The following is a 25856-nucleotide window of genomic DNA, read 5'->3' on the forward strand; positions in this document are numbered from 1 at the left end:
TAACATCGTTCCAGGAGTCGGCAATGAACTATCAGCACCAGTATGTAGACGGCACGCGTACTCATCTGCCGGTGGGCAAGGTGGTGTGCATCGGTCGCAACTACGCCGAGCACGCCAAAGAGCTGGACAACCCGATTCCGACCGAGCCGCTGCTGTTCATCAAGCCGGGCAGTTGCGTGGTATCGCTGGAAGGCGGGTTCAAGATCCCCGCCGAGCGTGGCTCGGTGCACTACGAGGCGGAAATCGCGGTGCTGCTGGGCAAGTCGCTGTCGCCGGCGCCTACCGAAGAAGAAGTGCTCGACGCCATCTCCGGCTTCGCCCCGGCACTGGACCTGACCCTGCGTGACCTGCAGGCCCAGCTCAAGGAAAAGGGCCTGCCCTGGGAGCGCGCCAAGTGCTTCGACGGCGCCTGCGTGCTGACGCCCTTCGTGGTTGGCAGCACATTCGAGGACCTGGCCGATATCGGCATTCGCCTGAGCATCAACGGCGAGGTGCGCCAGGACGGCAACAGCGCGCTGATGCTCAACCCGATCGTGCCGATGATCCAGCACATGGCCTCGCAGTTCGCGCTGCAGGCGGGTGACGTGATTCTTACCGGTACGCCGGCCGGCGTCGGGCCGCTGAGCGCTGGCGATGAGCTGGTGCTGGAACTGCCCGGTGTGAGCCGTTTCGAGGGCAGCGTTCGCTGACCTGCCCCGGGTGGCAGTCGATAGCCGACTGCCACCTTTTCCCCGGCCTTTGATCGGGCGTTGCCGTTTTTTTCACAAATGATCCGGATAATCCCCGCGAATCAACCTTGTGAACGTGCCTGCGTGTTGCGTGCCAGGCTAAAAAAACAACGGGAATACCTGATGGCCACACCTTATCCTTCCAGCGGTTCGCTCCCTCCTGTGCGCAAGCGTCGTCTCCTGTTGCGCTGGTCTACCTGGCTGGTGACGGCTGCGGTGATCGGCTATGGCGTGGCCATCGCCATGCACTGGGACGACCGTGGCCTGCTGTGGCTGCAGGAGCGTTTCGAGTCGGTGAGCGAACAGCAGGCCAGTATCTGGCTGCCGGGCTATACGGTCGATATCGACGCCAAGGTGCTGCCGGGCATGGAGGACGACGAGGCCTCCGACCTGGCCTACGACCCCCAGCGCAAGACCCTGTTCGCCGTCATGGGCAAGAACCCGTTCCTGGTCGAGCTGACCCTGGACGGCGATGTGCTGCGCAAGCTGCCACTTAACGGCTGGAGCAACCCCGAGGGGGTTGCGGTGCTGGCGGACGGGCGGTTGGCCATTGTCGACGAGCGTGATCACACCATGACCATCGTCAGCCTGGACGACAGCACCCAGGCACTGAACATCAAGGATTTCACGCAATACGACCTGGGCCCTTCGGCCAATCAGAACAAGGCCTTCGAGGCGATTGCCTGGGACCCGCGCAACCAGCGCCTCGTGCTGGGCGAGGAGCGTCCGCCGCGGCTGTTCACCTGGCGCACCGACGGCCGTTCGCCGCTGACCGGCGACAAGCAGCCGCTGCCCAGTGACGAGCTGGACCTGCGCAACCTCTCGGCGCTGGGGGTCGACCCGCGTACCGGGCACATGCTGGTGCTGTCGGCCGACTCGAACATGCTGCTGGAGCTGGACGAGCGGGGCGAGCAGGTCAGCTTCATGACCCTGCTCGGCGGTTTCAACGGCCTGAAAAAGCGCATCCCTCGCGCCGAGGGCGTGGCCATGGACGACCAGGGCACCCTGTACATCGTCAGTGAGCCGAACCTGTTCTACCGCTTTCGCAAGCAGTGACTCCCGCATAGTGGCATTAAGCTTCGATTCAGTTGGCTATGGTTAGATGACGCCCGAACCCTGCCGAGTCTTCCCGAATGCGTCGTTACCTGCCCCTGGTCTTTCTTGTTTTCAGTCTGCTGGCCCTTGCCGCCCTGGGCGTGGCGGGGCAGCAGCACCGCGTGTTCGAGCGTGCCTGGTTCGACCTCAAGGCCTGGTGGCAGCCGGCCGAGCAGGGCATGGGGCTGAGCCGCTACCAGGTGGTGGTCGAGGCACGCCCGGTCGAGGGGCTGCAGGCGGATATTTCGGCGCTGACCTTCGACCCGGACCGCAACAGCCTGTACACGGTCACCAACAAGAACCCCGAGCTGATCGAGCTGTCGCTGGAGGGGCGCATCGTGCGGCGCATCCCCCTGACCGGTTTCGGCGACCCCGAGGCGGTGGAGTATGTGGGGCCGGGCAGTTTCGTGATCACCGACGAGCGCGAGCAGCGCCTGATCCGGGTGCATGTGGCGCCCGATACCGCGTTCCTGGATGCCAAGGATGCCGAGCAGCTTACCCTGGGCATCGGCCTGAACGGCAACAAGGGTTTCGAGGGGCTGGCCTACGACTCGGGCGGCAAGCGCCTGTTCGTGGCCAAGGAGCGCGACCCGATGCTGATCTACGAGGTGCACGGGTTTCCCCATGACAATCCGGAGCAGCCCTATGCGGTGCACGTGGTGCAGGACCGCAAGCGTGATTCGCGGTTGTTCGTGAGAGACCTGTCGAGCTTGCAGTTCGACGAGCGCAGCGGGCATCTGCTGGCCCTGTCGGACGAATCGCAACTGGTGCTGGAGCTGGACGTGAAGGGCAAGCCGATCAGCAGCCTGTCGCTGCGCAAGGGGTCTGCCGGGTTGAAGGCGAGCGTGCCGCAGGCCGAGGGGATTGCGCTGGACGATGCCGGGACGCTGTATGTGGTGAGCGAGCCGAACCTGTTCTACGTATTCAAGAAGACCGAGTAGGCTGTATCGCGGGTCAAGCCCGCTCCCACAAGATCACACCGAACCTGTGGGAGCGGGCTTGGCCCGCGATGAGGCCGCCCCGCAAGCTTACTTGGTCAGGGTCTTCACGCCGTCCGCGGTCCCCAGCAGCAGCAGGTCCGCCGGGCGCGCCGCGAACAGGCCGTTGGTCACCACGCCCACGATCGCGTTGATCTGGGTTTCCAGCTCCACCGGGTTGGTGATCTGCAGGTTGAACACGTCCAGGATGATGTTGCCGTTGTCGGTCACCACGCCTTCGCGGTACACCGGGTCGCCGCCCAGTTTCACCAGCTGACGTGCCACATGGCTGCGCGCCATCGGGATCACCTCGACCGGCAGCGGGAAGGCGCCCAGTACCGGCACCAGCTTGCTCGCGTCGGCAATGCAGATGAAGGTCTTGGCCACGGCCGCGACGATCTTCTCGCGGGTCAGGGCTGCGCCACCGCCCTTGATCAGGTTCAGGCGCTCGTCGCTCTCGTCGGCACCGTCCACATAGAACTCCAGGTCGCTGACCGTGTTCAGCTCGTACACCGGAATGCCGTGGCCCTTCAGGCGTGCAGCCGTGGCCTCGGAGCTGGCGACCGCACCATCGAACGCACCCTTGTGCAGCGCCAGGGCGTCGATGAAGCAGTTGGCGGTCGAACCGGTGCCGACGCCGACGATGCTCTTGTCATCGAGCTTGGGCAGAATGAAATCGACAGCGGCCTGGGCGACAGCCTGTTTGAGTTGGTCCTGGGTCATGCGGGCTCCGGAGCGGGCAGGGGTATCGTGAGGGCGCGTAGTATAGCGGCTAAAACCACAGACTGGCTGTGGTCGCCCGACCGGGCGCTGCGGTAGACTCCGAGGCCCCGCCCAGCTGCCCAGTGATGCGTTCCCGATGCTCGAACAGTACGTCAAGAAGATCCTCACCTCGCGCGTCTATGACGTCGCCGTCGAAACCCCGCTGCAACCGGCCGGCCAGCTCAGCAAGCGCCTGGGCAACCACGTGCTGCTCAAGCGCGAAGACCTGCAGCCGGTGTTCTCGTTCAAGATCCGCGGCGCCTACAACAAGCTGGCGCAGTTGAGCGCCGAGGAACTGGCGCGGGGCGTGGTCACCGCCTCGGCCGGCAACCATGCCCAGGGCCTGGCGCTGGCCGCCCGTGAACTGGGGATCAAGGCCACCATCGTGATGCCCAAGACCACCCCCGAGATCAAGGTCGAAGGCGTGCGCTCGCGGGGCGCCAAGGTGGTGCTGCATGGCGATTCGTTCCCCGAGGCGCTGGCCTACTCGCTCAAGCTGGTGGACGAAAAGGGCTTCGTCTATATCCACCCCTATGACGACCCGCACACCATCGCCGGGCAGGGCACCGTGGCCATGGAGATCCTGCGCCAGCACCCCGGGCCGCTGGACGCGATCTTCGTGCCGGTGGGCGGCGGCGGCCTGATCGCCGGCATTGCCGCCTACGTCAAATACCTGCGCCCCGAGATCAAGGTGATCGGTGTCGAGCCGGACGACTCCAACTGCCTGCAGGCCGCCATGGCCGCCGGCGAGCGCGTGGTGCTGCCGCAGGTGGGCCTGTTCGCCGATGGCGTGGCGGTGGCGCAGATCGGCCAGCACACCTTCGACATCTGCAAGGATCATGTGGACGAGGTGATCACCGTCAGCACCGACGAGATCTGCGCGGCCATCAAGGACATCTACGACGATACCCGCTCGATCACCGAACCTGCCGGCGCGCTGGGCGTTGCCGGCATCAAGAAATACGTTGAGCTGCGAGGTGTGACCGGGCAGACCCTGGTGGCCATCGATTCCGGTGCCAACGTGAACTTCGACCGCCTGCGCCATGTGGCCGAGCGCGCCGAACTGGGCGAGGGCCGCGAGGCGATCATCGCAGTGACCATCCCCGAACAGCCGGGCAGCTTCAAGGCGTTCTGCGAGGCCATCGGCAAGCGCCAGATCACCGAATTCAACTACCGCTACCACGCCGACGGCGAGGCGCACATCTTTGTCGGGGTGCAGACCCACCCCGACACCGACCCGCGCAGTGCCCTGCTGCACAGCCTGACCGCGCAGGGTTTCCCGGTACTGGACCTGACCGACAACGAGCTGGCCAAGCTGCACATCCGCCACATGGTGGGCGGGCACGCTGCGCGGGTCAGCGACGAGCTGGTGCTGCGCTTCGAGTTCCCGGAGCGGCCGGGGGCGCTGTTCAACTTCCTCAACAAGCTGGGGGGGCGCTGGAACATCTCGATGTTCCACTACCGCAACCATGGCGCGGCCGATGGTCGCGTGGTGGCCGGGCTGCAGGTGCCGGATGATGAACGCCACCTGGTGCCGGCGGCACTGGCCAAGATCGGCTACCCGTACTGGGATGAAACCGACAACCCGGCGTACCGGCTGTTTCTGGGCTGAACGGCTACGCTGTTGGGCAACGCCTGAGGAATAAGAAGACATGGAATTGCTGACAAGCCTGAAAATCGCCCACGTACTGGCCACGGTCGTGCTGCTGGGCAGTGCCCTGGGCCTGGCGCTGTGGGTCTGGCTGGCACGACGCAAGGGTGACGTGACTGCGCACACGCGCCTGTTGCAGCGGCCTTTGCTGTTCGTATGGTTGCTGATGGGCGTATGCCTGGTGAGCATGCCGTTCAGTGGCTGGTGGCTGGTGCACCTGATCGGCTGGCCATTGGGGCAGACCTGGGTGCTGGGCTCCAGCCTGATCTATACGGTGGGGGCGTTCTGCTGGTTCTGGCTGAGTGTGCGCCTTAACCGGCTGCGCACGGCGCCGGGCGCAGGCAACCCGAAGGTGACGCTGGGCCTGGCGGTGTTCTGCACCGTGTGCTTCATCGCGATTGCCGGGCTGATGGGTGCAAAACCCGTCTGATGCCTTCGCCGGCCAGGCCGGCTCCTACACCCGTTGCGCTGTAGGAGCCGGCGTTGCCGGCGAATGGTCACACCTCAATCGCGCAGGCTGATCACCGGCCAGCCGCGTTTCTCGGCTTCGGCACGCAGGGTAGGGTCCGGGTTCACTGCCACCGGGTTGGCCACCTGCTCCAGCAGCGGCAGGTCGTTGATCGAGTCGCTATAGAAGTAGCTGTCGTCCAGGTTCAAGCCATTCTCTTCGAGCCAGCGGTTCAGGCGCGTCACCTTGCCTTCACGGAAGCACGGCACGTCGATGCTGCGCCCGCTGTAGCGACCGTCGACCATCTCGCATTCGGTGGCCAGCAGGGTCTCGACGCCCAGGCGCTGGGCAATCGGGCCGGTGATGAAGCGGTTGGTGGCGGTGATGATCACCAGCTTGTCGCCCGCGTCACGGTGCTTTTGCAGCAGCGCCAGGGCCTGGGGCAAGATGATCGGCTCGACGCAGTCGCGCATGAAGTCGCGGTGCCATTCGTCGAGTTGCGCCATTTCGGTCCTGGCCAGGATCTCCAGGGTGAATTCAAGGTAGGCGCCCTGGTCCAGCTTGCCGGCCAGGTAGTCCTGGTAGAACGCATCGTTGCGGTTCTTGTAGGCGATGGGGTCGAGAATCCCGCGTTCGCACAGGTAATCGCCCCAGGCGTGGTCGCTGTCGCCACCCAGAAGCGTGTTGTCCAGATCGAATAAAGCCAGGCGCATCGAAGTCACTCGCATAACATCTGAAAAGGCCCACAGAATACGGACTTTTATCTGCTATGCACATAAGGTGGAGCGGCGCGTTGCTGGCGTTGCAAGCTTTGTGGAACAATGCGGCGACATGCGTTTGCGAGGTTGCTGCCGTGATCGACCCCGATGGTTTTCGCCCCAATGTCGGGATCATTCTGACCAATGATCTCGGGCAGGTGCTATGGGCTCGACGGATCAACCAGGATGCCTGGCAGTTTCCACAAGGCGGGATCAACCCCGAGGAAACGCCGGAAGACGCCCTGTACCGCGAGCTGAATGAAGAAGTGGGCCTGGAGCGGCAGGATGTTGAAATTCTTGCCTGCACCCGTGGCTGGTTGCGTTATCGTTTACCCCAACGCCTGGTGCGTACCCACAGCCAACCGCTGTGCATCGGCCAGAAACAGAAATGGTTCCTCCTGCGCCTGGTGTCCAACGAGCAGCGGGTGCGGATGGATTTGACCGGTAAACCGGAATTCGATGGGTGGCGCTGGGTCAGCTATTGGTATCCGTTGGGCCAGGTGGTGACATTCAAGCGCGAGGTTTACCGCCGCGCTCTCAAAGAGCTTGCCCCGCGCCTGCTGGCGCGCGACTGACGACGGAGTTCGACCCCGAGCCATGCTCAATACGCTGCGCAAGATCGTCCAGGAAGTTAACTCCGCCAAGGATCTCAAGACGGCGTTGGGGATCATTGTGTTACGCGTCAAAGAAGCCATGGGCAGCCAGGTGTGTTCCGTCTACCTGCTCGACCCGGAGAGCAACCGCTTCGTGCTGATGGCCACCGAGGGCCTGAACAAGCGCTCCATCGGCAAGGTCAGCATGGCCCCCAACGAAGGCCTGGTGGGCCTGGTGGGTACCCGCGAAGAACCGCTGAACCTGGAAAACGCCGCCGATCACCCGCGTTATCGCTACTTTGCCGAAACCGGCGAAGAGCGCTTTGCCTCCTTCCTCGGTGCACCCATCATCCACCACCGCCGCGTGGTGGGCGTGCTGGTCATCCAGCAGAAGGAACGTCGCCAGTTCGACGAGGGCGAAGAAGCCTTCCTGGTCACCATGAGTGCGCAGCTGGCCGGGGTTATCGCCCATGCCGAGGCCACCGGCTCGATTCGCGGCCTGGGGCGCCAGGGCAAGGGTATCCAGGAAGCCAAGTTCGTCGGCGTGCCGGGCTCGCCTGGCGCGGCGGTGGGTACGGCGGTGGTGATGCTGCCGCCGGCCGACCTGGACGTGGTGCCGGACAAGACCGTCACCGACATCGACGCCGAACTCAAACTGTTCAACAACGCCCTCGAAGGCGTGCGCAGCGACATGCGCAACCTCTCGGCCAAGCTCGCCACCCAGCTGCGCCCCGAAGAGCGTGCGCTGTTCGACGTGTACCTGATGATGCTCGAAGACGTCGCCCTGGGCGGCGAGGTGGTGGAGGTCATCAAGACCGGCCAGTGGGCCCAGGGCGCCTTGCGCCAGGTGGTGGGCGAGCACGTCAACCGCTTCGAGCTGATGGACGACGCCTACCTGCGCGAGCGCGCCTCCGATGTCAAAGACCTGGGCCGGCGCCTGCTGGCCTACCTGCAGGAAGCCCGCCAGCTGACCCTGGTGTACCCCGACAACACCATCCTGATCAGCGAAGAACTGACCCCGGCCATGCTCGGTGAAGTACCCGAAGGCAAGCTGGTGGGGCTGGTGTCGGTTCTCGGCTCGGGCAACTCCCACGTCGCGATCCTGGCGCGTGCCATGGGCATCCCCACGGTGATGGGCCTGGTCGATCTGCCGTATTCGAAGGTCGACGGCATCCAGATGATCGTCGACGGCTACAAGGGCGACGTCTACACCAACCCCAGCGAAGTGCTGCGCAAGCACTACACCGAAGTGGTCGAGGAGGAGCGCCAGCTGGCCCAGGGCCTGGACGCCCTGCGCGAACTGCCGTGCGAGACGCTCGATGGCTTCCGCATGCCGCTGTGGGTCAACACCGGGCTGCTGGCCGACGTGGCGCGGGCGCAGCAGCGCGGCGCCGAAGGGGTGGGGCTGTACCGTACCGAAGTGCCGTTCATGATCAACCAGCGCTTCCCCAGCGAAAAGGAGCAGCTGGCGATCTATCGCGAGCAACTGGCGGCCTTCCACCCGTTGCCGGTGACCATGCGCAGCCTGGACATCGGGGGTGACAAGGCGCTGTCGTACTTCCCGATCAAGGAGGACAACCCGTTCCTGGGTTGGCGCGGTATCCGCGTGACGCTGGACCACCCGGAGATCTTCCTGGTGCAGACCCGCGCCATGCTCAAGGCCAGCGAAGGCCTGAACAACCTGCGCATTCTGCTGCCGATGATCTCCGGGATACACGAACTGGAAGAGGCATTGCACCTGATCCACCGCGCCTGGGGCGAGGTGCGCGACGAAGGCACCGACGTGCCGATGCCGCCGGTGGGGGTCATGATCGAGATTCCGGCGGCGGTCTACCAGACCCGCGAGCTGGCGCGCATGGTCGACTTCCTGTCGGTGGGGTCCAACGACCTGACCCAGTACCTGCTGGCGGTCGACCGCAACAACCCGCGGGTGGCCGACCTCTATGACTACCTGCACCCTGCGGTGCTGCAGGCCTTGCAGCACGTGGTGACCGCGGCGCATGCCGAGGGCAAGCCGGTGAGCATCTGTGGCGAGATGGCTGGCGACCCGGCAGCGGCGGTGCTGCTGATGGCCATGGGCTTCGACAGCCTGTCGATGAACGCCACCAACCTGCCGAAAGTGAAATGGATGCTGCGTCAGATCAGCATGAGCAAATCCAGGGAATTGCTGGAGCAAGCTATGGGTATCGATAACCCGCAGGTTATCCACAGCTCGCTGCAACTGGCCCTGAAGAACCTGGGGTTGTCGCGGATGATCAATCCTGGGGCTTCCAAGACCCTGTGAAGCCGGGGCCGCTTCGCGGCCCTTCGCGGGTCAAGCCCGCTCCCACAGGGATCTCACCGGTCTTGATGCTTGTGCTGTATCTGTGGGAGCGGGCTTGGCCCGCGAAAGCGTCAAACCTGCAGGGTGACCTCGCCCAACTGCCCCCCAAACGGCCCGAAGCTGCGCTCCACCATCAACCTGCTTCCATCCGCCTCGACAATCAACACCGTACTCGCCCGCGTCCCGTAGTTCTGGCTGGCAATGAACACGCTCGACAGCAACCGCTCGGTCGCCAGCCCCACACCGGTCTGCGGCAGCTCGGCCTCTTCGGCCTGCTGCTCATCCCCCAGCAACGCCAGCAGCCGCTGTGGTCGCGGGTCCTGCAGCTGGTCTTCGAGCGCAGCCCGCATCTTCAGCAGTTTCGGCCACGGCGTATCCAGCCCGGCATTCGACAAGCCGTACACCCCCTCGGCCAGCAGCACCGGCGCCGCCTCCTGCGCATTCAGGTACCCCAGCTGCCCAGCGTCCCCTACCAGCAGGTTGAATCCCGAATACTGGCTGCTGCGGCTGGCCACATGGTCCAGGTAAGCCTCCACCCCCAGCTCGCCGCGCAGAAACCCCGCCACCAGCTCGCCGCGCGAGCGCGCACCCTGCGCCTGCTGCGGGTCCCGAATATTGGTCAGCGCCGCAAAGCGCCCGCCCGGTCCGACCCCCAGCCAGCTGCCGCCAGCCTCGAGGTCACGTCCGGCATACACCCCCGGCGCATCCTCCCACGCCCCCAGCGCCTGGCTGGGGCGGGCATAGAACTCGTCACGGTTGGCCGCGACGATCAGCGGCCGGGCATGCCCCGGGCGCCATGCAAAAGCAATCAGACACATAGGTTCGCTCCCAGTGTTTTCAGCCACTCTACCCACACTGGCGTTCGCTATCCATCGACTAAACGTGTCTTCACTAGAGCCACAGGCCCACCTTCCGTTACCATGCCGAACTGATTTTGGGGGTCGACAATGGAATTTGTGATCTATCTGGTGCTGGGCGCCTGTGCAGGTGTACTGGCCGGGCTGTTCGGCGTGGGCGGCGGCATCATCATCGTGCCGGTGCTGGTGCTGAGCTTCACCCTGCAGGGCTTCGACGCCTCGGTGCTGACCCACCTGGCAGTCGGCACGTCGCTGGCGACCATTGTCTTCACCTCGGTCAACGCCATCCTCGAGCACCACCGCCGTGGCGCGGTGCAGTGGCCGATCTTCGTGTGGATGACCGTGGGCATCCTGCTCGGCGCCGGGGTAGGGGCCAAGACCGCCTCGCTGATCCAGGGCCCTCACCTGCAGAAGATCATCGGCGTGTTCGCCCTGCTGGTGGCCGTGCAGATGGCCCTGGACCTCAAGCCCAAGGCCAGCCGCGGCGTACCCGGCAAGCTTGGCCTGACCGCCGCCGGCGGCGTGGTGGGCTGGGCCTCGGCGATCTTCGGCATCGGCGGCGGCTCGCTCACCGTGCCCTTCCTGACCTGGCGCAGCCTGCCCATGCAGCAGGCGGTGGCCACGTCCTCGGCCTGTGGTTTTCCGATTGCGGTGGCCAGTGCCCTGAGCTTCATCGTGCTGGGCTGGAACGAGGCGCACCTGCCGCCCAACAGCCTGGGCTTCGTGTATTTGCCGGCGCTGCTCGGGATTGCCCTGACCAGCATGTTCTTTGCCCGTTTCGGTGCGCGCCTGGCGCATAAACTGTCGCCACGCCTGCTCAAGCGGCTGTTCGCCGCACTGCTGTTCTGTGTAGGCCTGAGCTTTTTGCTTTAACGAGAGGAGTCACCATGCTGCCTTACCCGCAGATCGATCCCGTGGCACTGGCCATCGGGCCGCTGAAAATCCACTGGTACGGCCTGATGTACCTGATCGGCATCGGCGGCGCGTGGCTGCTGGCGTCGCGCCGGCTGCACCGCTTCGACCCCACCTGGAGCCGCGAGAAACTCTCCGACCTGGTGTTCTGGCTGTCCATGGGCGTGATCGTCGGCGGGCGCCTGGGCTACGTGCTGTTCTATGACTTGAGCGCGTACCTGGCCAACCCGACGCTGATCTTCGAGGTGTGGAAGGGCGGCATGTCGTTCCATGGCGGCTTCATCGGCGTGATGCTGGCGGCGCTGTGGTTCGGCAAGCGCAACAACAAGTCGTTCTTCGAGCTGATGGACTTCGTTGCGCCGCTGGTGCCGATCGGCCTGGGTGCCGGGCGCATTGGCAACTTCATCAACGCCGAGCTGTGGGGCAAGGCCACCGACGTGCCGTGGGCCATGGTGTTCCCGCCGTTCAGCGACCCGGCGCAATTGCCGCGTCACCCGTCGCAGCTGTACCAGTTCGCCCTGGAAGGTGTGGCACTATTCCTGATTCTGTGGCTGTACTCGCGTAAACCGCGCCCGACCATGGCGGTTTCCGGGATGTTCGCGCTGTTCTACGGCATCTTCCGCTTCATCGTCGAGTTCGTGCGGGTGCCGGATGCGCAGCTGGGTTACCTGGCCTTCGGCTGGCTGACCATGGGTCAGGTGCTGTGCGTGCCGATGATCGTCGCCGGTATCGCGCTGATCTGGCTGGCCTACCGCCGCGCGCCGAGTGCCAAGGGCGCCGCGCTTTAATTTCCCCGGCAGGGGCCTGGCCCCTTCCGGTATCGAGACAGGTAAGACATGAAGCAATATCTAGAGCTGGTGCGTGATGTGATCGAGAACGGCACCCTGCAGGGCAACCGTACCGGCGTGCGCACCATCAGCCTGCCGGGCGCCATGCTGCGTTTCGACCTGCAGAAGGGTTTCCCGGCCATCACCACCCGCCGCCTGGCGTTCAAGTCGGCGATCGGCGAGATGGTGGGCTTTCTGCGTGGCGTGAAGAACGCCGGCGAATTCCGTGAACTGGGCTGCAAGGTCTGGGACCAGAACGCCAACGAGAACGCCCAGTGGCTGGCCAACCCGTTCCGCCAGGGGCATGACGACCTGGGCGAGATCTATGGCGTGCAATGGCGCCAGTGGCCGGCCTACAAGCGCATCCCGCTGAGCAACCCGGCGGCCATCGAGCTGGCGCAGAGCAATGGCTTCGTGAAGATTGCCGAGGCAGAAGAAGAGGGCGAGGCGTTCGTGGTGCTGTACAAGGCCATCGACCAGATTCGCCAGTGCATCGACACCATCCACAACGACCCGGGCAGCCGCCGCATCCTGTTCCATGGCTGGAACTGTGCGCAGCTGGACGAGATGGCGTTGCCGCCGTGCCACCTGCTTTATCAGTTTCACCCGAACGTGGAGACCAAGGAGATTTCCCTGACCCTCTACATCCGCTCCAACGACCTGGGCCTGGGCACGCCGTTCAACCTCACCGAAGGCGCCGCGCTGCTGTCGCTGGTGGGCCGCCTGACCGGCTACACGCCGCGCTGGTTCACCTACTTCATCGGTGATGCGCACGTGTACGAGAACCACCTGGACATGCTCACCGAACAGCTCAAGCGCGAGCCGCTGGCGGCGCCGAAGCTGGTGATCTCCGACCGCGTGCCGGAGTATGCCAAAACGGGTGTGTACGAGCCTGAGTGGCTGGAGAAGATCGAGCCGAGCGACTTCAGCCTGGAAGGCTACGAGCACCATGCGCCGATGACGGCGCCGATGGCGGTTTAAGCGCGCCATACCGCTTCGCCAGCAAGGCTGGCTCCTACAAGGATCACCGCGATCCCCTGTAGGGGCCAGCCTTGCTGGCGAAAGGGCTGTCAATTAACGTCCAGTTTGTAGCCTTGGCGCACAATGCGCCGTTACGCCTGCTTCATCCCCAACTCCGCATCATCGATCAGCGCCTTGGCGAACCCGCTGAGGTAATAAGCTGCCCACACCGCTGCGCCATCGTCCTCCATCACACCGTTCAGAATGAGCTTGTGCACGCAGCCGAGCATGATCGAAGCCTGCTCCAGTGCGTAATCGCAGGGGATGCCGGGGACGATTCGGAACAGCTCTGTAGGTGGGTTTTGGCTTCGAATGAACGTCGCGGCACCTATCGTCTCGCCTGTGCCAGCTTGCGGGCCGTTACTCATGCAGAAATCCTCGTTCCAGAGTTAGCAGGTTGGCTAGTGCATGCTCTACCAACGCTTTAGCCATCTCGGCCGAATGCAGCACACTCAGCAGCATACTGTGGCTTGGATCATTGGCGTGGGTTCTACAGAATTCATTGGTGGTTTCATGGATGCCGCGCATCAATTCGCTAGCGAAGGCAAGGGAGTCAGCGGTAACGAGGTCGCTGTGGATGGAGAAGTAGGGGCTGGTGAATGGGTGTAGAACAGGCGGATCGGGGACGATCTTTTTCATGGCGTAACTCCTAGGTTCACTCAGGAGCTACCGCCCAATCCCTCTCACAGGATGTAGGGTGGCAGCCGTACGCGGGGTGAGAGACCGGAGACCTAGGAACCCGGCCAGACCAAAGTCTGCCCGCGCACAGCTGCCATGACAAAGCTGCCATCAGGTCAAGGACGGGCTCTCACACCCGGTCGCCAAATCGACGACTAGGGAAAACTAGCCTTGATGTGCCTTCTCAGCAACGGAGAAAGGGTGGCAGCTTGCGTAGGATAGTTCTGAAAGCATTTAGACTGGAAATTTTTTGACCCATGTGATCGCAGACGAAGGATGGCCGTATAAGCGCGCCATACCGCTTCGACAGCAAGGCTGGCTCCTACAAGGATCACCGCGATCCCCTGTAGGAGCCAGCCTTGCTGGCGAAAGGGCTCTCAGTCAGTGCCCATGACTGCGCCCCACATGCGAATGCTCCGCCTCCGGGGCTGTCACCGCACCGTTCACCTCCAGATGCTGCAGGATCGAGCACTGCGTTTCCTGCGCCCGGCAATGCTGGCGCAACTCCAGCAACTGCCCCTGCAATGCCACCAACCCGTCGATGCGCGCCTTCACGTGCTGGATATGCTCGTCGATCAGCGCATTCACGCTTTCGCACTGGTCCTCCGGGCTGTCGCGCAGGCGCAGCAGGCTGCGGATCTCTTCCAGGGTCATGTCCAACGTGCGGCAGTTGCGGATGAAGGTCAGCCGCTCCACGTGCGCCTGGGTATACAGCCGGTAGTTGCCCTCGCTGCGCGCAGGCTCTGGCAAGAGGCTTTCACGCTCGTAGTAGCGAATGGTTTCCACCGGGCAGTCGGTGGCCCTGGCCAGCTCTCCGATCTTCATCTGCAAAATACCTCGGTTGGTTGCTTGACCCTATAGTGGCTACAGGGTGTTCACTTGGCAACAGGACCTTTAGGGATGAACCACATGAACCAGCCTGTCAGCCCCGACCACGTCGGCCACGCGCACGATCACAAGCATGAACATAGCCACGATCATGCCCACGACCACGCGGACCACGACCACGCCAGCCCCGCGCCTGCCGCGCCTGCCCACGACAGCTGCTGCTCCGGCGCCGCCGCACCGGCCCTGGTGCAGCTGCGTGAAACCACCAGCAGCGATGCGCGGCTGAGCCGCTTCCGGATCGAGGCCATGGACTGCCCGACCGAGCAGACCCTGATCCAGAACAAGCTGGGCAAGCTCGACGGCGTCGAGCAGCTGGAATTCAACCTGATCAACCGTATCCTCGGCGTCACGCATACCCACCCCGACACCCGCGGCATCGAGCAGGCGATCACCTCGCTGGGCATGCACGCCGAACCGCTCGACGAAGCGGGCGAGGTCGGCAGCGACGCAGGGGCTGCGCCGAAGAAACCCTGGTGGCCGCTGGCGCTGTCCGGTGTCGCTGCACTCGCCGCCGAGATCGTCCACTTCACCAATGCCGCCCCGGAATGGGCCGTGGCCCTGCTGGCGCTGGCGGCCATCCTCGGCTGCGGCCTGGGCACCTACAAGAAGGGCTGGATTGCCCTGAAGAACCGCAACCTGAACATCAACGCACTGATGAGCATCGCCGTGACCGGCGCCGTGCTGATCGGCCAGTGGCCGGAAGCGGCCATGGTGATGGTGCTGTTCACCCTGGCCGAACTGATCGAGGCGCGCTCGCTGGACCGTGCACGCAACGCCATTGGCGGCCTGATGCAACTGGCCCCGGACCTGGCCACCGTGCGCCAAGCCAACGGCCAATGGCAGGAGGTCGACGTGCGCCAGGTGGCCCTTGGCGCCACCGTGCGCGTGCGCCCAGGCGAACGTATCGGCCTGGACGGCGAAGTGCTGCAAGGCCAGTCCAGCATCGACCAGGCGCCGATCACCGGCGAAAGTCTGCCGGTGGAGAAGGGCCCCGGCGACAAGGTGTTCGCCGGCACCATCAACCAGTCCGGTGCGCTGGAGTACCGCGTGACCGCCGCCGCCGGCCAGTCGACCCTGGCCCGCATCATCAAGGCCGTGGAGCAAGCCCAGGGCGCCCGTGCCCCGACCCAGCGCTTCGTCGACCAGTTCTCGCGCATCTACACCCCGGTGGTGTTCGTGCTGGCACTGGCGGTGGCCGTGGTGGCACCGCTGTTCTTCGGCGGCCTGTGGTTCGACTGGATCTACCGTGCGCTGGTGCTGCTGGTGGTGGCGTGCCCGTGCGCGCTGGTGATCTCGACCCCGGTGACCATCGTCAGCGGCCTGGCCGCCGCTGCGCGCAAGGGCATCCTGATCAAGGGCGGCGTGTACCTGGAGGGCGGGCGCAAGCTCAGCTTCCTGGCGCTGGACAAGACCGGCACCATCACCCACGGCAAACCGGTGCAAACCGACTACCGCGTGCTCGATGCGCGCTTCGAAGACCGCGCCCAGCACATCGCCGCGAGCCTGGGCGCTCGTTCCGATCACCCGGTGTCGATGGCCATCGCACAGCAGTACGCCGATAAGCCGCTGGCCGAGGTCAGCGAGTTCCAGGCCCTGATGGGCCGTGGCGTGGGCGGCAGGATCGACGGCGTGCTGTACCACCTGGGCAACCATCGCCTGGTCGAGGAACTGGGCCTGTGCTCGCCCGAACTGGAAGCCCAGCTCGATGAGCTGGAGCGCCAGGGCAAGACCGTGGTGCTGCTGCTCGACGCCTCCGGCCCGCTGGCGCTGTTCGCCGTGGCCGATACGGTCAAGGAAAGCAGCCGCGAGGCGATTGCGCAGTTGCATGCACTGGGTATCAAGACCGTCATGCTCACCGGCGACAATCCGCACACCGCCGAGGCCATCGCCGCGCAGGTGGGCATCGATGAGGCTCGCGGCAACCTGCTGCCGGCCGACAAGCTCAAGGCCATCGAAGACCTGTACGCCCAGGGCCATCGGGTCGGCATGGTCGGCGACGGCATCAACGATGCCCCGGCGCTGGCGCGGGCCGAGATCGGGTTTGCCATGGCGGCGGCCGGTACCGACACCGCCATCGAAACCGCAGACGTGGCACTGATGGATGACGACTTGCGCAAAATCCCGGCGTTCGTCAGGCTCTCGCGGCAAAGCGCGGCGATCCTGGTGCAGAACATCGTTCTGGCCCTGGGCATCAAGGCGATCTTCCTGGCGATCACCTTCACCGGCATGGCGACCTTGTGGATGGCGGTGTTCGCCGACATGGGCGTGAGCTTGCTGGTGGTATTCAACGGCTTGCGCCTGCTCAGAAAGTAAGAGGCGGTATGTTGAGTTCCGAGTTGAAGGCGTTCTACATGGTGGCCCGCCTGGGCAGCATTACCCTGGCGGCGAAGAAACTCGGGCTCAGCCAGCCGACGGTGACCACGCAGATCCGCAACCTGGAGGCCCAGTACGGGGTCGAGCTGTTCTTTCGCGGCGGTCGCCGCCTGACCCTGAGCGACGACGGCACGCGGCTGATGCCGATGGTCAAGGCGCTGATGCAGCAGGAGTCGGATATCGAGTTCTTCCTGCGCAACAGCGGCCAGGGGCAGGGCGGCCTGCGCATTGCGGCCACCGCGCCGTACTACATTCTCGACCTGGTGAAGATCTTCCGCGAGCGCCTGCCGCAGGTGGAGCTGTCGGTGGAGATCGGCAACTCGCAGCAGGTGCTGGAGTGGCTGGAGGATTACCGCGTGGACATGGCCGCCTCGTCACAGCTGGTGGAGGATGCGCGGCTGGTGCGGCGGGTGCTGGGCGTCGACCCGCTGGTGGTGGCAGTGCACCGCAACCACCCCCTGGCCTCGCGTGAGGCGGTGCCGCTGAGTGCGCTGGGCGGGCACTGCCTGCTGATGCGCGAACAGGGCTCGACCACGCGCCGGCTCACCGAGCAGATGCTCGACGAGGCGGGGGTGAAGGTGGGCTCGCTGCTGGAGATCGGCAGCCGCGAATCGATCCGCGAGGCGGTGCTGCGCAACATCGGCATCAGCATCATCGCCCGCCACGAGGTGCCGCATAACCCGGAGCTGAAGGTGCTGGCGCTGGAGGGTGCGCCGGTGATGCATGAGTACCTGTACTGCCTCAAGGAACGCCGCCAGGCGCGGTTGCCTGCTGCCTTTCTCGGCCTGGCCCAGGAAGTATCGGCGTCTGGTCCATAGCCATCGCGGGTCAAGCCCGCTCCCACAAGATCGTTGTGGGAGCGGGCTTGACCCGCGATGGGCTGCGCAGCAGCCCTACAAAATCTGCCTATACCACTATCACCCGCTTTTGCCCCACCGCCACAGAACCTTCGCATTGCCCGCCTAGCATGGCCCTCACTCGTTCAGTGAGGTCCCGGCATGAACAACGCACTCGCAACCCCCGGCGCACAGATGAAAGTGCGCGGCATCCACAAACGCTTCGGCGCCTTCACCGCGCTGCACGACGTGTCCCTGGACATCGCCGCCGGCGAACTGGTGTGCCTGCTCGGCCCCTCCGGCTGCGGCAAGACCACCCTGCTGCGCTGCATCGCCGGGCTCGAACGCCAGGACCGCGGCACCCTCTACATCGGTGACCGCGACATTTCCGAGCTGCCGCCCCAGGCCCGCGACTACGGCATTCTGTTCCAGTCCTACGCGCTGTTCCCCAACCTCACCGTCGAAGCCAACATCGCCTACGGCCTGACCGCCAGCAGCCGCGACGAATCCCGTCAGCGCGTGGCCGACATGCTCGACCTGGTCGGCCTGCGCGGCAGCGAGAAGAAGTACCCCGGCCAGCTCTCCGGCGGCCAGCAACAACGTGTGGCCCTGGCCCGCGCACTCGCCCCGGCACCCTCCTTGCTGCTGCTCGACGAACCCATGTCGGCCCTCGATGCCCGCGTGCGCGACCACCTGTGCAGCGAGCTGCGTCAGTTGCAACGCCAACTTGGCATCACCACCCTGATGGTCACCCACAACCAGGACGAGGCCATGCTCATGGCCGACCGCATCGCGGTGATGAACAACGGCCAGGTCGAGCAGTACGACACCCCGCAGGCCATCTACGACAAGCCGGCCACGCCGTTCGTGGCCGAGTTCGTCGGCCAGGGCAACTGGCTGCCATTCCAGCAGCGCAGCGACAGCCATGCCCAGGTAGGTGACATGAACCTGCGCCTGGCCCCCGGTGCGGGCGCGGCCAACAGTGGCCGGTTGTTCTGCCGCCCCGAGGCGATCAGCGTCAACCCGCCGGTGCATGAAGAAAACCTGTTCCCGGCCCGCGTGCGGGAAATCACCTTCCTTGGCAATCGCTGCCGCATGAGTTTCGAGTTCAACCAACTGCCTGGCCACGCACTCACCGCCGAGGTGGCGCCCGAATCGATGCCGCGCCTGGGCTCGCAGGATATCTGGGTGGCCTTGCCGCCGTGCAGCCTGCAGGTGTTTGCCTGACATGGGCGCGCCGATGAGCCTGCCGATCGCACCTGCGAAGGCCAAGACCACCGGCGGCGTCGCGCTGGGTGATCGCCTGTTCGTGACCGGCGGCAAATGGCTGTTGCTGGTCCTGCTGACCGTCGCGGTGCTGCTGCCGTTGCTGGCGATCTTCTGGCGCGGCTTCAGCAGCGATGCCGGGCAGGGCGGCGGGCTGGTCGCGGCCCGCGAACTGTTCGCCAGCGCCAACTTCCACTGGCTGCTGGGCAACAGCCTCACCGTCGCGCTGAGCGTGGCGGCCATCGTGGTGCCCACCGCCTACCTGTTCGCCTATGCCCTGCAACGCACGCTGATTCCGGGCAAGCGCATCTGGCGCGGGATCTCGCTGCTGCCGCTGCTGGCGCCTTCGATGCTGCCGGCCATCGCGCTGGTGTACCTGTTCGGTAACCAGGGCCTGCTGCGCGGGCTGCTCAGCGACAATATCTATGGCTTCTGGGGCATCGTGCTGGGCGAGGCCATCTACACCTTCCCGCATGCGCTGATGATCCTGCTCTCGGCACTGTCGCTGGCCGACGCACGGTTGTTCGATGCGGCCTCCAGCATGGGCGCCGGGCCACGCCGCGCGTTCACCAGCATCACCTGGCCGGCCACGCGCCAGGCCGTGTTCGCCGCGTTCTGCCTGGTGTTCACCCTCACCATCACCGACTTCGGCGTGCCGGTAGTAGTGGGTGGCGACTACCAGGTGCTGGCGCTGGAAGCCTACAAGGCGGTGGTGGGCCAGCAGCAGTTCGGCCGTGGTGCACTGATTGGCATGGTGCTGCTGGTGCCGGCGCTGCTCAGCTTTGCGGTGGATGCCTGGCTGCGCCGGCGCCAGGGCGATGCCATGAGCGGTCGCGCCCAGGTGTTCGAGCCGGCCCCCAGCCGCCGGCGTGATGCGTGCTTCCTGGCCATCGTGCTGCTGGTGTGCGCCATTCTGCTGCTGGTGGTGGGCATGGCGGTGTACTCCTCGCTGGTCAAGTTCTGGCCCTACAACCTGTCGCTGTCGCTCAAGCACTACCAGTTCGACGACACCGCCGGCGGCGGCTGGCTGGCCTACCGCAACAGCATCACCATGGCGCTGGGCACCGCCCTGATCGGCAGCGCGGTGATCTTCAGCGGCGCCTACCTGATGGAGAAGACCAGAGGCCGTCTCAACCTGCTGCTGCGCCTGCTCAGCTTCGTGCCGATGGCCGTGCCGGGGTTGGTGCTGGGGCTGGGCTACGTGTTCTTCTTCAACCTGCCGGGCAACCCGCTGCATGTGTTCTACGGCAGCATGACGCTGCTGGTGGTGTGCACCATCGCGCACTACCTGACCACCGCGCAGATGACCGCCACCACTGCACTGCGCCAGCTCGACAGCGAGTTCGAGGCCGCCGCGCTGTCGCTCAAGGCCCCGCTGTACCGCCACTTTGCGCGGGTTACCGTGCCGATCTGCCTGCCAGCGCTGCTGGACATCATCCGCTACCTGTTCGTCTCGGCGATGACCACCGTGTCGGCGGCCATCTTCCTCTACAGCCCCGACACCATCCTGGCCGCGGTGGCGGTACTGAACATGGACGATGCCGGCAACGTCGGCGGTGCCGCCGCCATGTCCACCCTGATCCTGCTGACCAGCGCCGGCGTGTCACTGCTGCTGGCGTGGGCCTCGCGTGGCCTGCTCAAACGCTCCCAGGCCTGGCGCCAGCGCGCGCCGGGCCACTGATTGCTCTTCCAACCCTGTACTGCTCAAAGGAACCGCACCATGTTCAAGCCACTTGCTCTTGCCGCTGCCGTGCTCGCTGCCGTGACCGTGCAGGCCCAGGCCGCCGACACCCAGCTCACCGTGTACACCGCGCTGGAGGCCGAACAGCTCAAGACCTACAAGCAGGCCTTCGAGAAGGTCAACCCGGATATCGAGATCAAGTGGGTGCGTGACTCCACCGGCATCATCACCGCCAAGCTGCTGGCCGAGAAGGATCGCCCGCAGGCCGACGCGGTGTGGGGCCTGGCGGCGTCGAGCCTGGCGATCCTCGACCAGCAGGGCATGCTGCAGACCTATGCCCCCAAGGACCTGGACAAGATCGGCGCCAACTACCGCGATGCGGCCAACCCGCCGGCGTGGGTGGGCATGGACGTGTGGGCGGCGACCATCTGCTTCAACACCATCGAGGCCGAGAAGCAGGGGTTGAGCAAGCCGGTGAGCTGGCAGGACCTGACCAAGCCCGAGTACAAGGGCAAGATCGTGATGCCCAACCCGGCCTCGTCCGGCACCGGTTTTCTGGATGTGAGCGCATGGCTGCAGACCTTCGGCGAGAAGCAGGGCTGGCAGTACATGGACGAGCTGCACCAGAACATCGGCCAGTACGTTCACTCCGGTTCCAAGCCGTGCAAGCTGGCGGCGGCGGGAGAGTTCCCGATCGGCATCTCGTTCGAGTACCCGGCGGTGCAGCTCAAGCGCCAGGGCGCGCCGCTGGATATCGTGCTGCCCAAGGAAGGCCTGGGCTGGGAGATCGAGGCCACTGCGTTGATCAAGGGCAGTCAGCATGAAGCCGCGGCCAAGCGCCTGGCCGACTTCTCGGCGAGCCCGGCGGCGATGGAGCTGTACAAGGAGAACTTCGCGGTGCTGGCGCAGCCGGGCATTGCCAAGCCGCAGACCGAGTTGCCGGCCGATTACGAGCAGCGTCTGATCAAGAACGACTTCGGCTGGGCATCGAAGAACCGCGACAGCATTCTGGCCGAGTGGCGCAAGCGCTATGACGGCAAGTCGGAGAAGGTGGCGCAGCAGTAAATCCGCTTCGCATTCATCGCGGGTCAAGCCCGCTCCCACAGGGATCATCGCCGTCCTTGTGGGAGCGGGCTTGACCCGCGATGGCCGCACCACAATCCTGAAGGGAACCTCCATGTCAGATTTTCTCATCGTCGGCGCCGGCATCCTCGGTCTGTCCCACGCCTACGCCGCAGCCCGGCGCGGCCTGCGGGTCAAGGTGTTCGAACGCAGCGCCACCCCGCTGGGCGCCTCCATTCGCAACTTCGGCCAGGCCCTGGTCAGCGGCCAGCCACCCGGCCAGATGCTCGAACTGGCCAAGGCCAGCCGCGGCATCTGGGCCCACTGGGCCGAGCACGCCGGCTTTGCGCTCAAGCGCAACGGCTCGCTGCTGCTGGCCCGCACCGCGCTGGAGCAAGACCTGCTCGAAGCCTTCTGCAACGGGCGTGCACTCGAGCACGGCTACCCGGTCGAACTGCTGCAGGGCGCCGCGCTCGATGCGCTGTACGACGGCCAGTTCCGCCATCATCGCGCCGCCCTGCGTGGGCTGGACGATCAGCAGGTGTACTCGCGCGAGGCCATCCCTGCGCTGGTCAACTACCTGCGCGAGCAACTGGGCGTCGAGTTCCACTTTTCCACGCTGGTGCGTGAGGTGGAGCCGGGGTTTCTGACCACCACCGCCGGTCGCTTCAGCGGCGAGCACATCGTGGTGTGCAGCGGGCACGACTACCAGACGCTGCTCGCCGAGCCGATGGCGCAGTTGCAGCCGCAGGTATGTCGCCTGCAGATGCTGCGCGCCCGGCCATGCTTCGGCCTGGACCTGCAGCATTCGCTGCTGACCGGGTTGAGCTGCCTGCATTACGGAGCGTATGCCGACCTGCCGCAGGCGCAGGCCCTGCGCGCCGAGGTACAGGTCGGCAGCCCGCACCTGCTGGAAAACGGCATTCACCTGTTGATCAGCCCGACGCCCCATGGCGAGCTGATCATCGGCGATTCGCATGCCTATGGCAGCGATGCGTCGCCGTTCAATGCCGAGCAGGTGGACAACTGGATGATCGAGCTGGCCGAGCAGACGCTGGGTGGGCGCATCGAGGTGCTGGAGCGCTGGCAGGGGGTGTACGGCTCGGGTGGGCCGGGGCCGTTTTCGCTGCTGGCGGTAGCGCCGGGGGTGAGTGCGGCGCTGATGCACAGCGGGGTGGGGATGAGCGTGGGGCCGGCGTTGGCGGAGGGGCATATTGCACGTCTGATCTGAGACCGCCATCGCGGGTCAAGCCCGCTCCCACAGGGATCGCACACTCTCTGTGGGAGCGGGCTTGACCCGCGATTGGCCTTAAAGCTCCTGCACAAGACTGTCGATTTGCTCCTGCCGCTCCGCCTGCCCGAGCTTGGCCCCTGGGTTCATCGACGACCACTGCGGGTGCGCCCGCGCCTTGCTCAGCGCCTCCGGCAACTTGCCCTCGCGCCAGCCCTTGTCACTGGGCAACGTGAGCTTGATGCGAGCTGTCGCCGCATGCCCGCGCCCCTCCAGCGCCGCCAGCAACTGACGCTGACGCAACGCCAGCAAGCGCAGCACCCCGTCGTCCACCGTCAGTTCATGCTGGCCCTTCAGCTTGCCCATCAGCCGCGAACCGTAACTGCGTGCCGTCTGCAGCGCACCCCCGGCAATCGCCCCGGCCAGTGCGGCCGCCCCCAGGGTGATGCCGCCGACCAGCAGGTCGACCCCGGCACCGGCCGCCGCGCCCGCGGCAACCCCGCTGCCCAGGCGCACGCCCAGCAATTTCAAGGTCTCGGGGTTGAACAGGTCATCGCCCCAGCGCCCGTCCAGCAGCGGTAGCTCGCCGGTGTTGGCGTCGTCCTTGCGAAACGCATACAGCTTGAGCAGCGCCTCGACGCAGCGTTGTTCACGCTGGCGAATCACCTGATGCAGCTCGCTGATCGCCGCTGCCTCGGCCTCCGGCCTGGCGATCACGCTACGCCGGCACGCCGCGCAATCGAGCAGCAGTTCGGCAATCAGGCGCTTGGCGCTGTGCTGGCGTGCCACACGCTGGGCCTGCTGGTCATCGATAAGGCGCTGCAAGGCCGGGCGCGCATTCTCCAGCAGCAAGGCCAGGCTTTCGTACAGGCGCTGCTCGCCATCCTGCGGCGGGGCCACGCTGTCGAAGCGCACCAGTGCGTGCAGCCCCAGGCGTGCCAGGGCCTCGCGCCAGTCCGGCTCGCGATGCTCGTTGCTGGCCACGAAGTTGAGCACCGGCAGCAGCGGTTTGCCGCAACCGGCCAGCACTTCCAGTTCATCGCGGTACTTGGCCAGCACCGGCTCGCGGGCGTCGATCACGTACAGCCCGGCATCACTGGCCAGCAGCTGGCGCAACACCTTGGCCTCCTGCTCGAAGCGCTGGCGCGCCTCGTTGCCTTGCAGAAAACGCTCGACCCGCGCCGGGCCGTCCAGCCGCTCACCGGGCCGATCGAGACGCTCCAGGTAATCGAGCAGCGCGATGGCATCCTCCAGGCCCGGGGTGTCGTACAGCTCCAGCAGCGGCTCGCCCTCCACCGACAGCCGTGCGCCTTCCACATGCCGGGTGGTGCTGGGGCGGTGCGAGACTTCGCCGAAACCCACGTCGCGGGTGAGCGTGCGCAGCAGCGAGGTCTTGCCGACGTTGGTGTGGCCGACCACGGCCAGTTTCAACGGCTTAGTCATGGCCATGCTCCAGCCAGTTGAGGGGGGCACTGTCGGCGTAGGCCAGGCCCAGTTGCTCCAGCGCCTGGTGCCAGTCGCCCAGGCGGTCGGCGTCCAGTGCCTGGCCGGGTGGCGCCTGCAACAGCCAGATGCGCGTGGCCCCGGCGCTGCGCGCAAGCTCGGCCAGCAGCGCCAGGCTGCCCCGGTCGGGCGAGCGGCGCGGGTCGCAGGCGATGGCCAGGCGCGCGGGCGGGAAGCGGCTCAGCTGTTCGAGCAGCCTGTTGCGTGATTCGCGGCTGTCGAGGATGCCTGCGTTGGTCACCGAGGCTGGCAGGGCGGGCGGCCAGGGGCGCTGGTCGTCGAGCTCCAGGCCCACCAGCAAGGCGCCCTCGGCCGGTGCGTCGCCTTCGCTGCGGGTGATTTCGGGCAAGGCCTGCGGGGCAGGGTCGTTGACCCCCAGGCGTTCGCTGCTGGGCATCAGCACGTCGCGCAGGGCGCTGTAGCCGGGCAGGTTGAGGTCCAGGCCCAGGCGCCGGCGCCCGCTGTGCCAGCGCCACAGGCACAGGGCTGCGAGCACCAGCCGCGGCAGCAGGCCGTACACCACCAGAACGCCGAGCATCCAGCCGGCCCACGACTGGCGTGCCAGCTCCAGCGCCGGTTGGCTGGCGCCGCTGGCGCGGATCATGGCCGCGTCCGGCACGCTGAAGCCCAGCAGCGCGGGCAGGGTGCCGAGGGCCTGGGTCAGGCCGACAAAGGTGTCGGGGTCGAGGATGGTGGTTTCCCACACAAAGCCATAACGCCGGGTGGCCAGCAGCATCAGCATCACCACCAGGGCGCTGGCCAGCGCCAGCAGCCACAGGCCGTGCACCAGCAGGCCGAGCAGCCAGCGGTTGAGGCGCTGGCGTTGCAGCAGCACCAGCAGGGCAGGGGCCAGGTGCGCGGCCTTGGCATCGCGGGCGAACTTTTCGCTCAGCCATAGCCACAGCCGCCCCAGGCTGGCGCCATGGTCGCCGGCCAGGGCAAAGCCCAGAGCCCAGCTCAGCAGCATCAGCAGGTTAAGCCCCAGCAGGCTGCCCAGCGCCCAGAACACGTTGACCGGGCGCTGGCCGTCGCCCAGCCCGGCGAAGGCCAGGCCGGCGCCGCTGAGCACGGCGAGCAGCAGCAGGGCCAGCAGCGCCAGGCGCGCCCCGGCTTTCCAGCGCCCCAGCGCGGCGCGCAGGCCGTCGCGTTCGGCCAGCCACAGGGCGCGGTGTTCGATGCGTGCAGCCAGGTCGCCGCCTTGCTGGCGCGCGCGGCGGTTGGCTTCCTGGTCTTCCAGCGCGCCGGCATGTTCTTCACGCAGGCGCACGGCTTCGGTGAGCCAGCGTTTGTCCAGGTCAGTCAGTCCAGTCACACCCAGCTTCCATTGATCAAAACTGCCCAAAGCATAACCCACGCATCGGCCAGCGGGCTTTGCTATCCTCGCGGG

At 65.7% G+C, this 25856-nt stretch carries 24 protein-coding genes; 16 read left to right on the plus strand and 8 right to left on the minus strand.

Annotated features, from left to right (window positions below; translation table 11 throughout):
- Positions 1–23: 23 nt before the first annotated feature.
- From B4I46_RS23625 to B4I46_RS23635, 3 genes are all read left to right on the plus strand, one after another.
- Positions 24–689 carry a fumarylacetoacetate hydrolase family protein gene (locus B4I46_RS23625; RefSeq protein ID WP_043863442.1) on the plus strand — a complete coding sequence of 222 codons (666 nt, stop codon included), beginning with the start codon at positions 24–26 and terminating at the stop codon, positions 687–689.
- 162 nt (positions 690–851) lie between these two features.
- Positions 852–1784, plus strand: a complete 933-nt coding sequence (locus B4I46_RS23630; RefSeq protein WP_054915519.1) for an SdiA-regulated domain-containing protein — start codon at positions 852–854, stop codon at positions 1782–1784.
- A gap of 77 nt (positions 1785–1861) precedes the next feature.
- Positions 1862–2764, plus strand: a complete 903-nt coding sequence (locus B4I46_RS23635; protein WP_088514631.1) for an SdiA-regulated domain-containing protein — start codon at positions 1862–1864, stop codon at positions 2762–2764.
- Positions 2765–2851: 87 nt separating this feature from the next.
- On the opposite strand, the gene rpiA is transcribed toward B4I46_RS23635, so the two are convergent.
- Complete coding sequence (gene rpiA, locus B4I46_RS23640; protein ID WP_058541765.1) at positions 2852–3523, minus strand: ribose-5-phosphate isomerase RpiA; 672 nt, start codon at positions 3521–3523, stop codon at positions 2852–2854.
- Between the two features lie 136 nt (positions 3524–3659).
- On the opposite strand from rpiA, the gene ilvA reads away from it, so the two are divergent.
- Both ilvA and B4I46_RS23650 read left to right on the plus strand, forming a co-directional pair.
- The gene (gene ilvA / locus B4I46_RS23645; protein WP_054915520.1) at positions 3660–5174 is read left to right on the plus strand and encodes a threonine ammonia-lyase, biosynthetic; all 1515 of its coding nucleotides are present in this window, start codon (positions 3660–3662) and stop codon (positions 5172–5174) included.
- A 40-nt stretch (positions 5175–5214) separates the two neighbouring features.
- Positions 5215–5643: a DUF2269 family protein gene (locus B4I46_RS23650; RefSeq protein ID WP_286902131.1), complete on the plus strand. Its 429-nt coding sequence runs from the start codon at positions 5215–5217 to the stop codon at positions 5641–5643.
- A gap of 74 nt (positions 5644–5717) precedes the next feature.
- On the opposite strand, the gene B4I46_RS23655 is transcribed toward B4I46_RS23650, so the two are convergent.
- Positions 5718–6374, minus strand: a complete 657-nt coding sequence (locus B4I46_RS23655) for an HAD family hydrolase (protein WP_043863448.1) — start codon at positions 6372–6374, stop codon at positions 5718–5720.
- Between the two features lie 140 nt (positions 6375–6514).
- On the opposite strand from B4I46_RS23655, the gene B4I46_RS23660 reads away from it, so the two are divergent.
- Positions 6515–6994, plus strand: coding sequence for an RNA pyrophosphohydrolase (locus B4I46_RS23660; protein ID WP_043863449.1), 480 nt, complete (start codon positions 6515–6517; stop codon positions 6992–6994).
- A 22-nt stretch (positions 6995–7016) separates the two neighbouring features.
- Positions 7017–9296: a phosphoenolpyruvate--protein phosphotransferase gene (ptsP, locus tag B4I46_RS23665; RefSeq protein ID WP_286902133.1), complete on the plus strand. Its 2280-nt coding sequence runs from the start codon at positions 7017–7019 to the stop codon at positions 9294–9296.
- Between the two features lie 110 nt (positions 9297–9406).
- Here the strand turns inward: ptsP and B4I46_RS23670 are convergent, their stop codons facing one another.
- Positions 9407–10153: an NRDE family protein gene (locus tag B4I46_RS23670; protein WP_116052393.1), complete on the minus strand. Its 747-nt coding sequence runs from the start codon at positions 10151–10153 to the stop codon at positions 9407–9409.
- 129 nt (positions 10154–10282) lie between these two features.
- On the opposite strand from B4I46_RS23670, the gene B4I46_RS23675 reads away from it, so the two are divergent.
- Genes B4I46_RS23675 through B4I46_RS23685 form a run of 3 tightly spaced genes read left to right on the plus strand, consistent with a single transcriptional unit; the run spans position 10283 to position 12912 of the window.
- On the plus strand, positions 10283–11065 hold the full coding sequence (locus tag B4I46_RS23675) for a sulfite exporter TauE/SafE family protein (RefSeq protein ID WP_196932013.1): 783 nt from the start codon (positions 10283–10285) through the stop codon (positions 11063–11065).
- 14 nt (positions 11066–11079) lie between these two features.
- Positions 11080–11892 carry a prolipoprotein diacylglyceryl transferase gene (gene lgt, locus B4I46_RS23680; protein ID WP_088514634.1) on the plus strand — a complete coding sequence of 271 codons (813 nt, stop codon included), beginning with the start codon at positions 11080–11082 and terminating at the stop codon, positions 11890–11892.
- A gap of 48 nt (positions 11893–11940) precedes the next feature.
- Positions 11941–12912 (plus strand): thymidylate synthase, encoded by a 972-nt coding sequence (locus B4I46_RS23685; protein ID WP_043863454.1) that lies wholly within the window; start codon positions 11941–11943, stop codon positions 12910–12912.
- 131 nt (positions 12913–13043) lie between these two features.
- On the opposite strand, the gene B4I46_RS23690 is transcribed toward B4I46_RS23685, so the two are convergent.
- The 3 genes from B4I46_RS23690 to cadR form a co-directional block, all read right to left on the minus strand.
- Positions 13044–13319 (minus strand): DUF3077 domain-containing protein, encoded by a 276-nt coding sequence (locus tag B4I46_RS23690; protein WP_253086247.1) that lies wholly within the window; start codon positions 13317–13319, stop codon positions 13044–13046.
- Positions 13312–13590: a hypothetical protein gene (locus B4I46_RS23695; RefSeq protein WP_253086246.1), complete on the minus strand. Its 279-nt coding sequence runs from the start codon at positions 13588–13590 to the stop codon at positions 13312–13314. Before B4I46_RS23695 ends, B4I46_RS23690 begins: the two co-directional genes overlap by 8 nt.
- A gap of 420 nt (positions 13591–14010) precedes the next feature.
- Positions 14011–14454 (minus strand): Cd(II)/Pb(II)-responsive transcriptional regulator, encoded by a 444-nt coding sequence (gene cadR, locus B4I46_RS23700; RefSeq protein ID WP_043863455.1) that lies wholly within the window; start codon positions 14452–14454, stop codon positions 14011–14013.
- A gap of 84 nt (positions 14455–14538) precedes the next feature.
- Between cadR and B4I46_RS23705 the strand changes: the two genes are divergently transcribed.
- From B4I46_RS23705 to B4I46_RS23730, 6 genes are all read left to right on the plus strand, one after another.
- Positions 14539–16830 (plus strand): heavy metal translocating P-type ATPase, encoded by a 2292-nt coding sequence (locus tag B4I46_RS23705; RefSeq protein ID WP_286902137.1) that lies wholly within the window; start codon positions 14539–14541, stop codon positions 16828–16830.
- Positions 16831–16838: 8 nt separating this feature from the next.
- Positions 16839–17708: a LysR family transcriptional regulator gene (locus B4I46_RS23710; protein ID WP_043863456.1), complete on the plus strand. Its 870-nt coding sequence runs from the start codon at positions 16839–16841 to the stop codon at positions 17706–17708.
- A 180-nt stretch (positions 17709–17888) separates the two neighbouring features.
- Positions 17889–18953: a putative 2-aminoethylphosphonate ABC transporter ATP-binding protein gene (locus B4I46_RS23715; RefSeq protein WP_286902140.1), complete on the plus strand. Its 1065-nt coding sequence runs from the start codon at positions 17889–17891 to the stop codon at positions 18951–18953.
- A gap of 1 nt (position 18954) precedes the next feature.
- Positions 18955–20673 carry a putative 2-aminoethylphosphonate ABC transporter permease subunit gene (locus B4I46_RS23720; protein WP_043863458.1) on the plus strand — a complete coding sequence of 573 codons (1719 nt, stop codon included), beginning with the start codon at positions 18955–18957 and terminating at the stop codon, positions 20671–20673.
- 39 nt (positions 20674–20712) lie between these two features.
- A complete protein-coding gene (locus B4I46_RS23725) occupies positions 20713–21738 on the plus strand; it encodes a putative 2-aminoethylphosphonate ABC transporter substrate-binding protein (protein ID WP_043863459.1) in 1026 nt (341 codons plus the stop codon).
- A gap of 112 nt (positions 21739–21850) precedes the next feature.
- Positions 21851–22966: a TIGR03364 family FAD-dependent oxidoreductase gene (locus tag B4I46_RS23730; protein ID WP_286902143.1), complete on the plus strand. Its 1116-nt coding sequence runs from the start codon at positions 21851–21853 to the stop codon at positions 22964–22966.
- A 78-nt stretch (positions 22967–23044) separates the two neighbouring features.
- On the opposite strand, the gene B4I46_RS23735 is transcribed toward B4I46_RS23730, so the two are convergent.
- Positions 23045–24409 (minus strand): DUF3482 domain-containing protein, encoded by a 1365-nt coding sequence (locus B4I46_RS23735; RefSeq protein WP_058541772.1) that lies wholly within the window; start codon positions 24407–24409, stop codon positions 23045–23047.
- A complete protein-coding gene (locus B4I46_RS23740; RefSeq protein WP_088514640.1) occupies positions 24402–25781 on the minus strand; it encodes a DUF2868 domain-containing protein in 1380 nt (459 codons plus the stop codon). The genes B4I46_RS23735 and B4I46_RS23740 overlap by 8 nt, the downstream gene beginning before the upstream one ends.
- Between the last annotated feature and the right edge of the window lie 75 nt (positions 25782–25856).

Source organism: Pseudomonas sp. UBA7500, from assembly GCF_002478435.1.
GTDB classification, from domain to species: Bacteria; Pseudomonadota; Gammaproteobacteria; order Pseudomonadales; family Pseudomonadaceae; genus Aquipseudomonas; species Aquipseudomonas palmensis.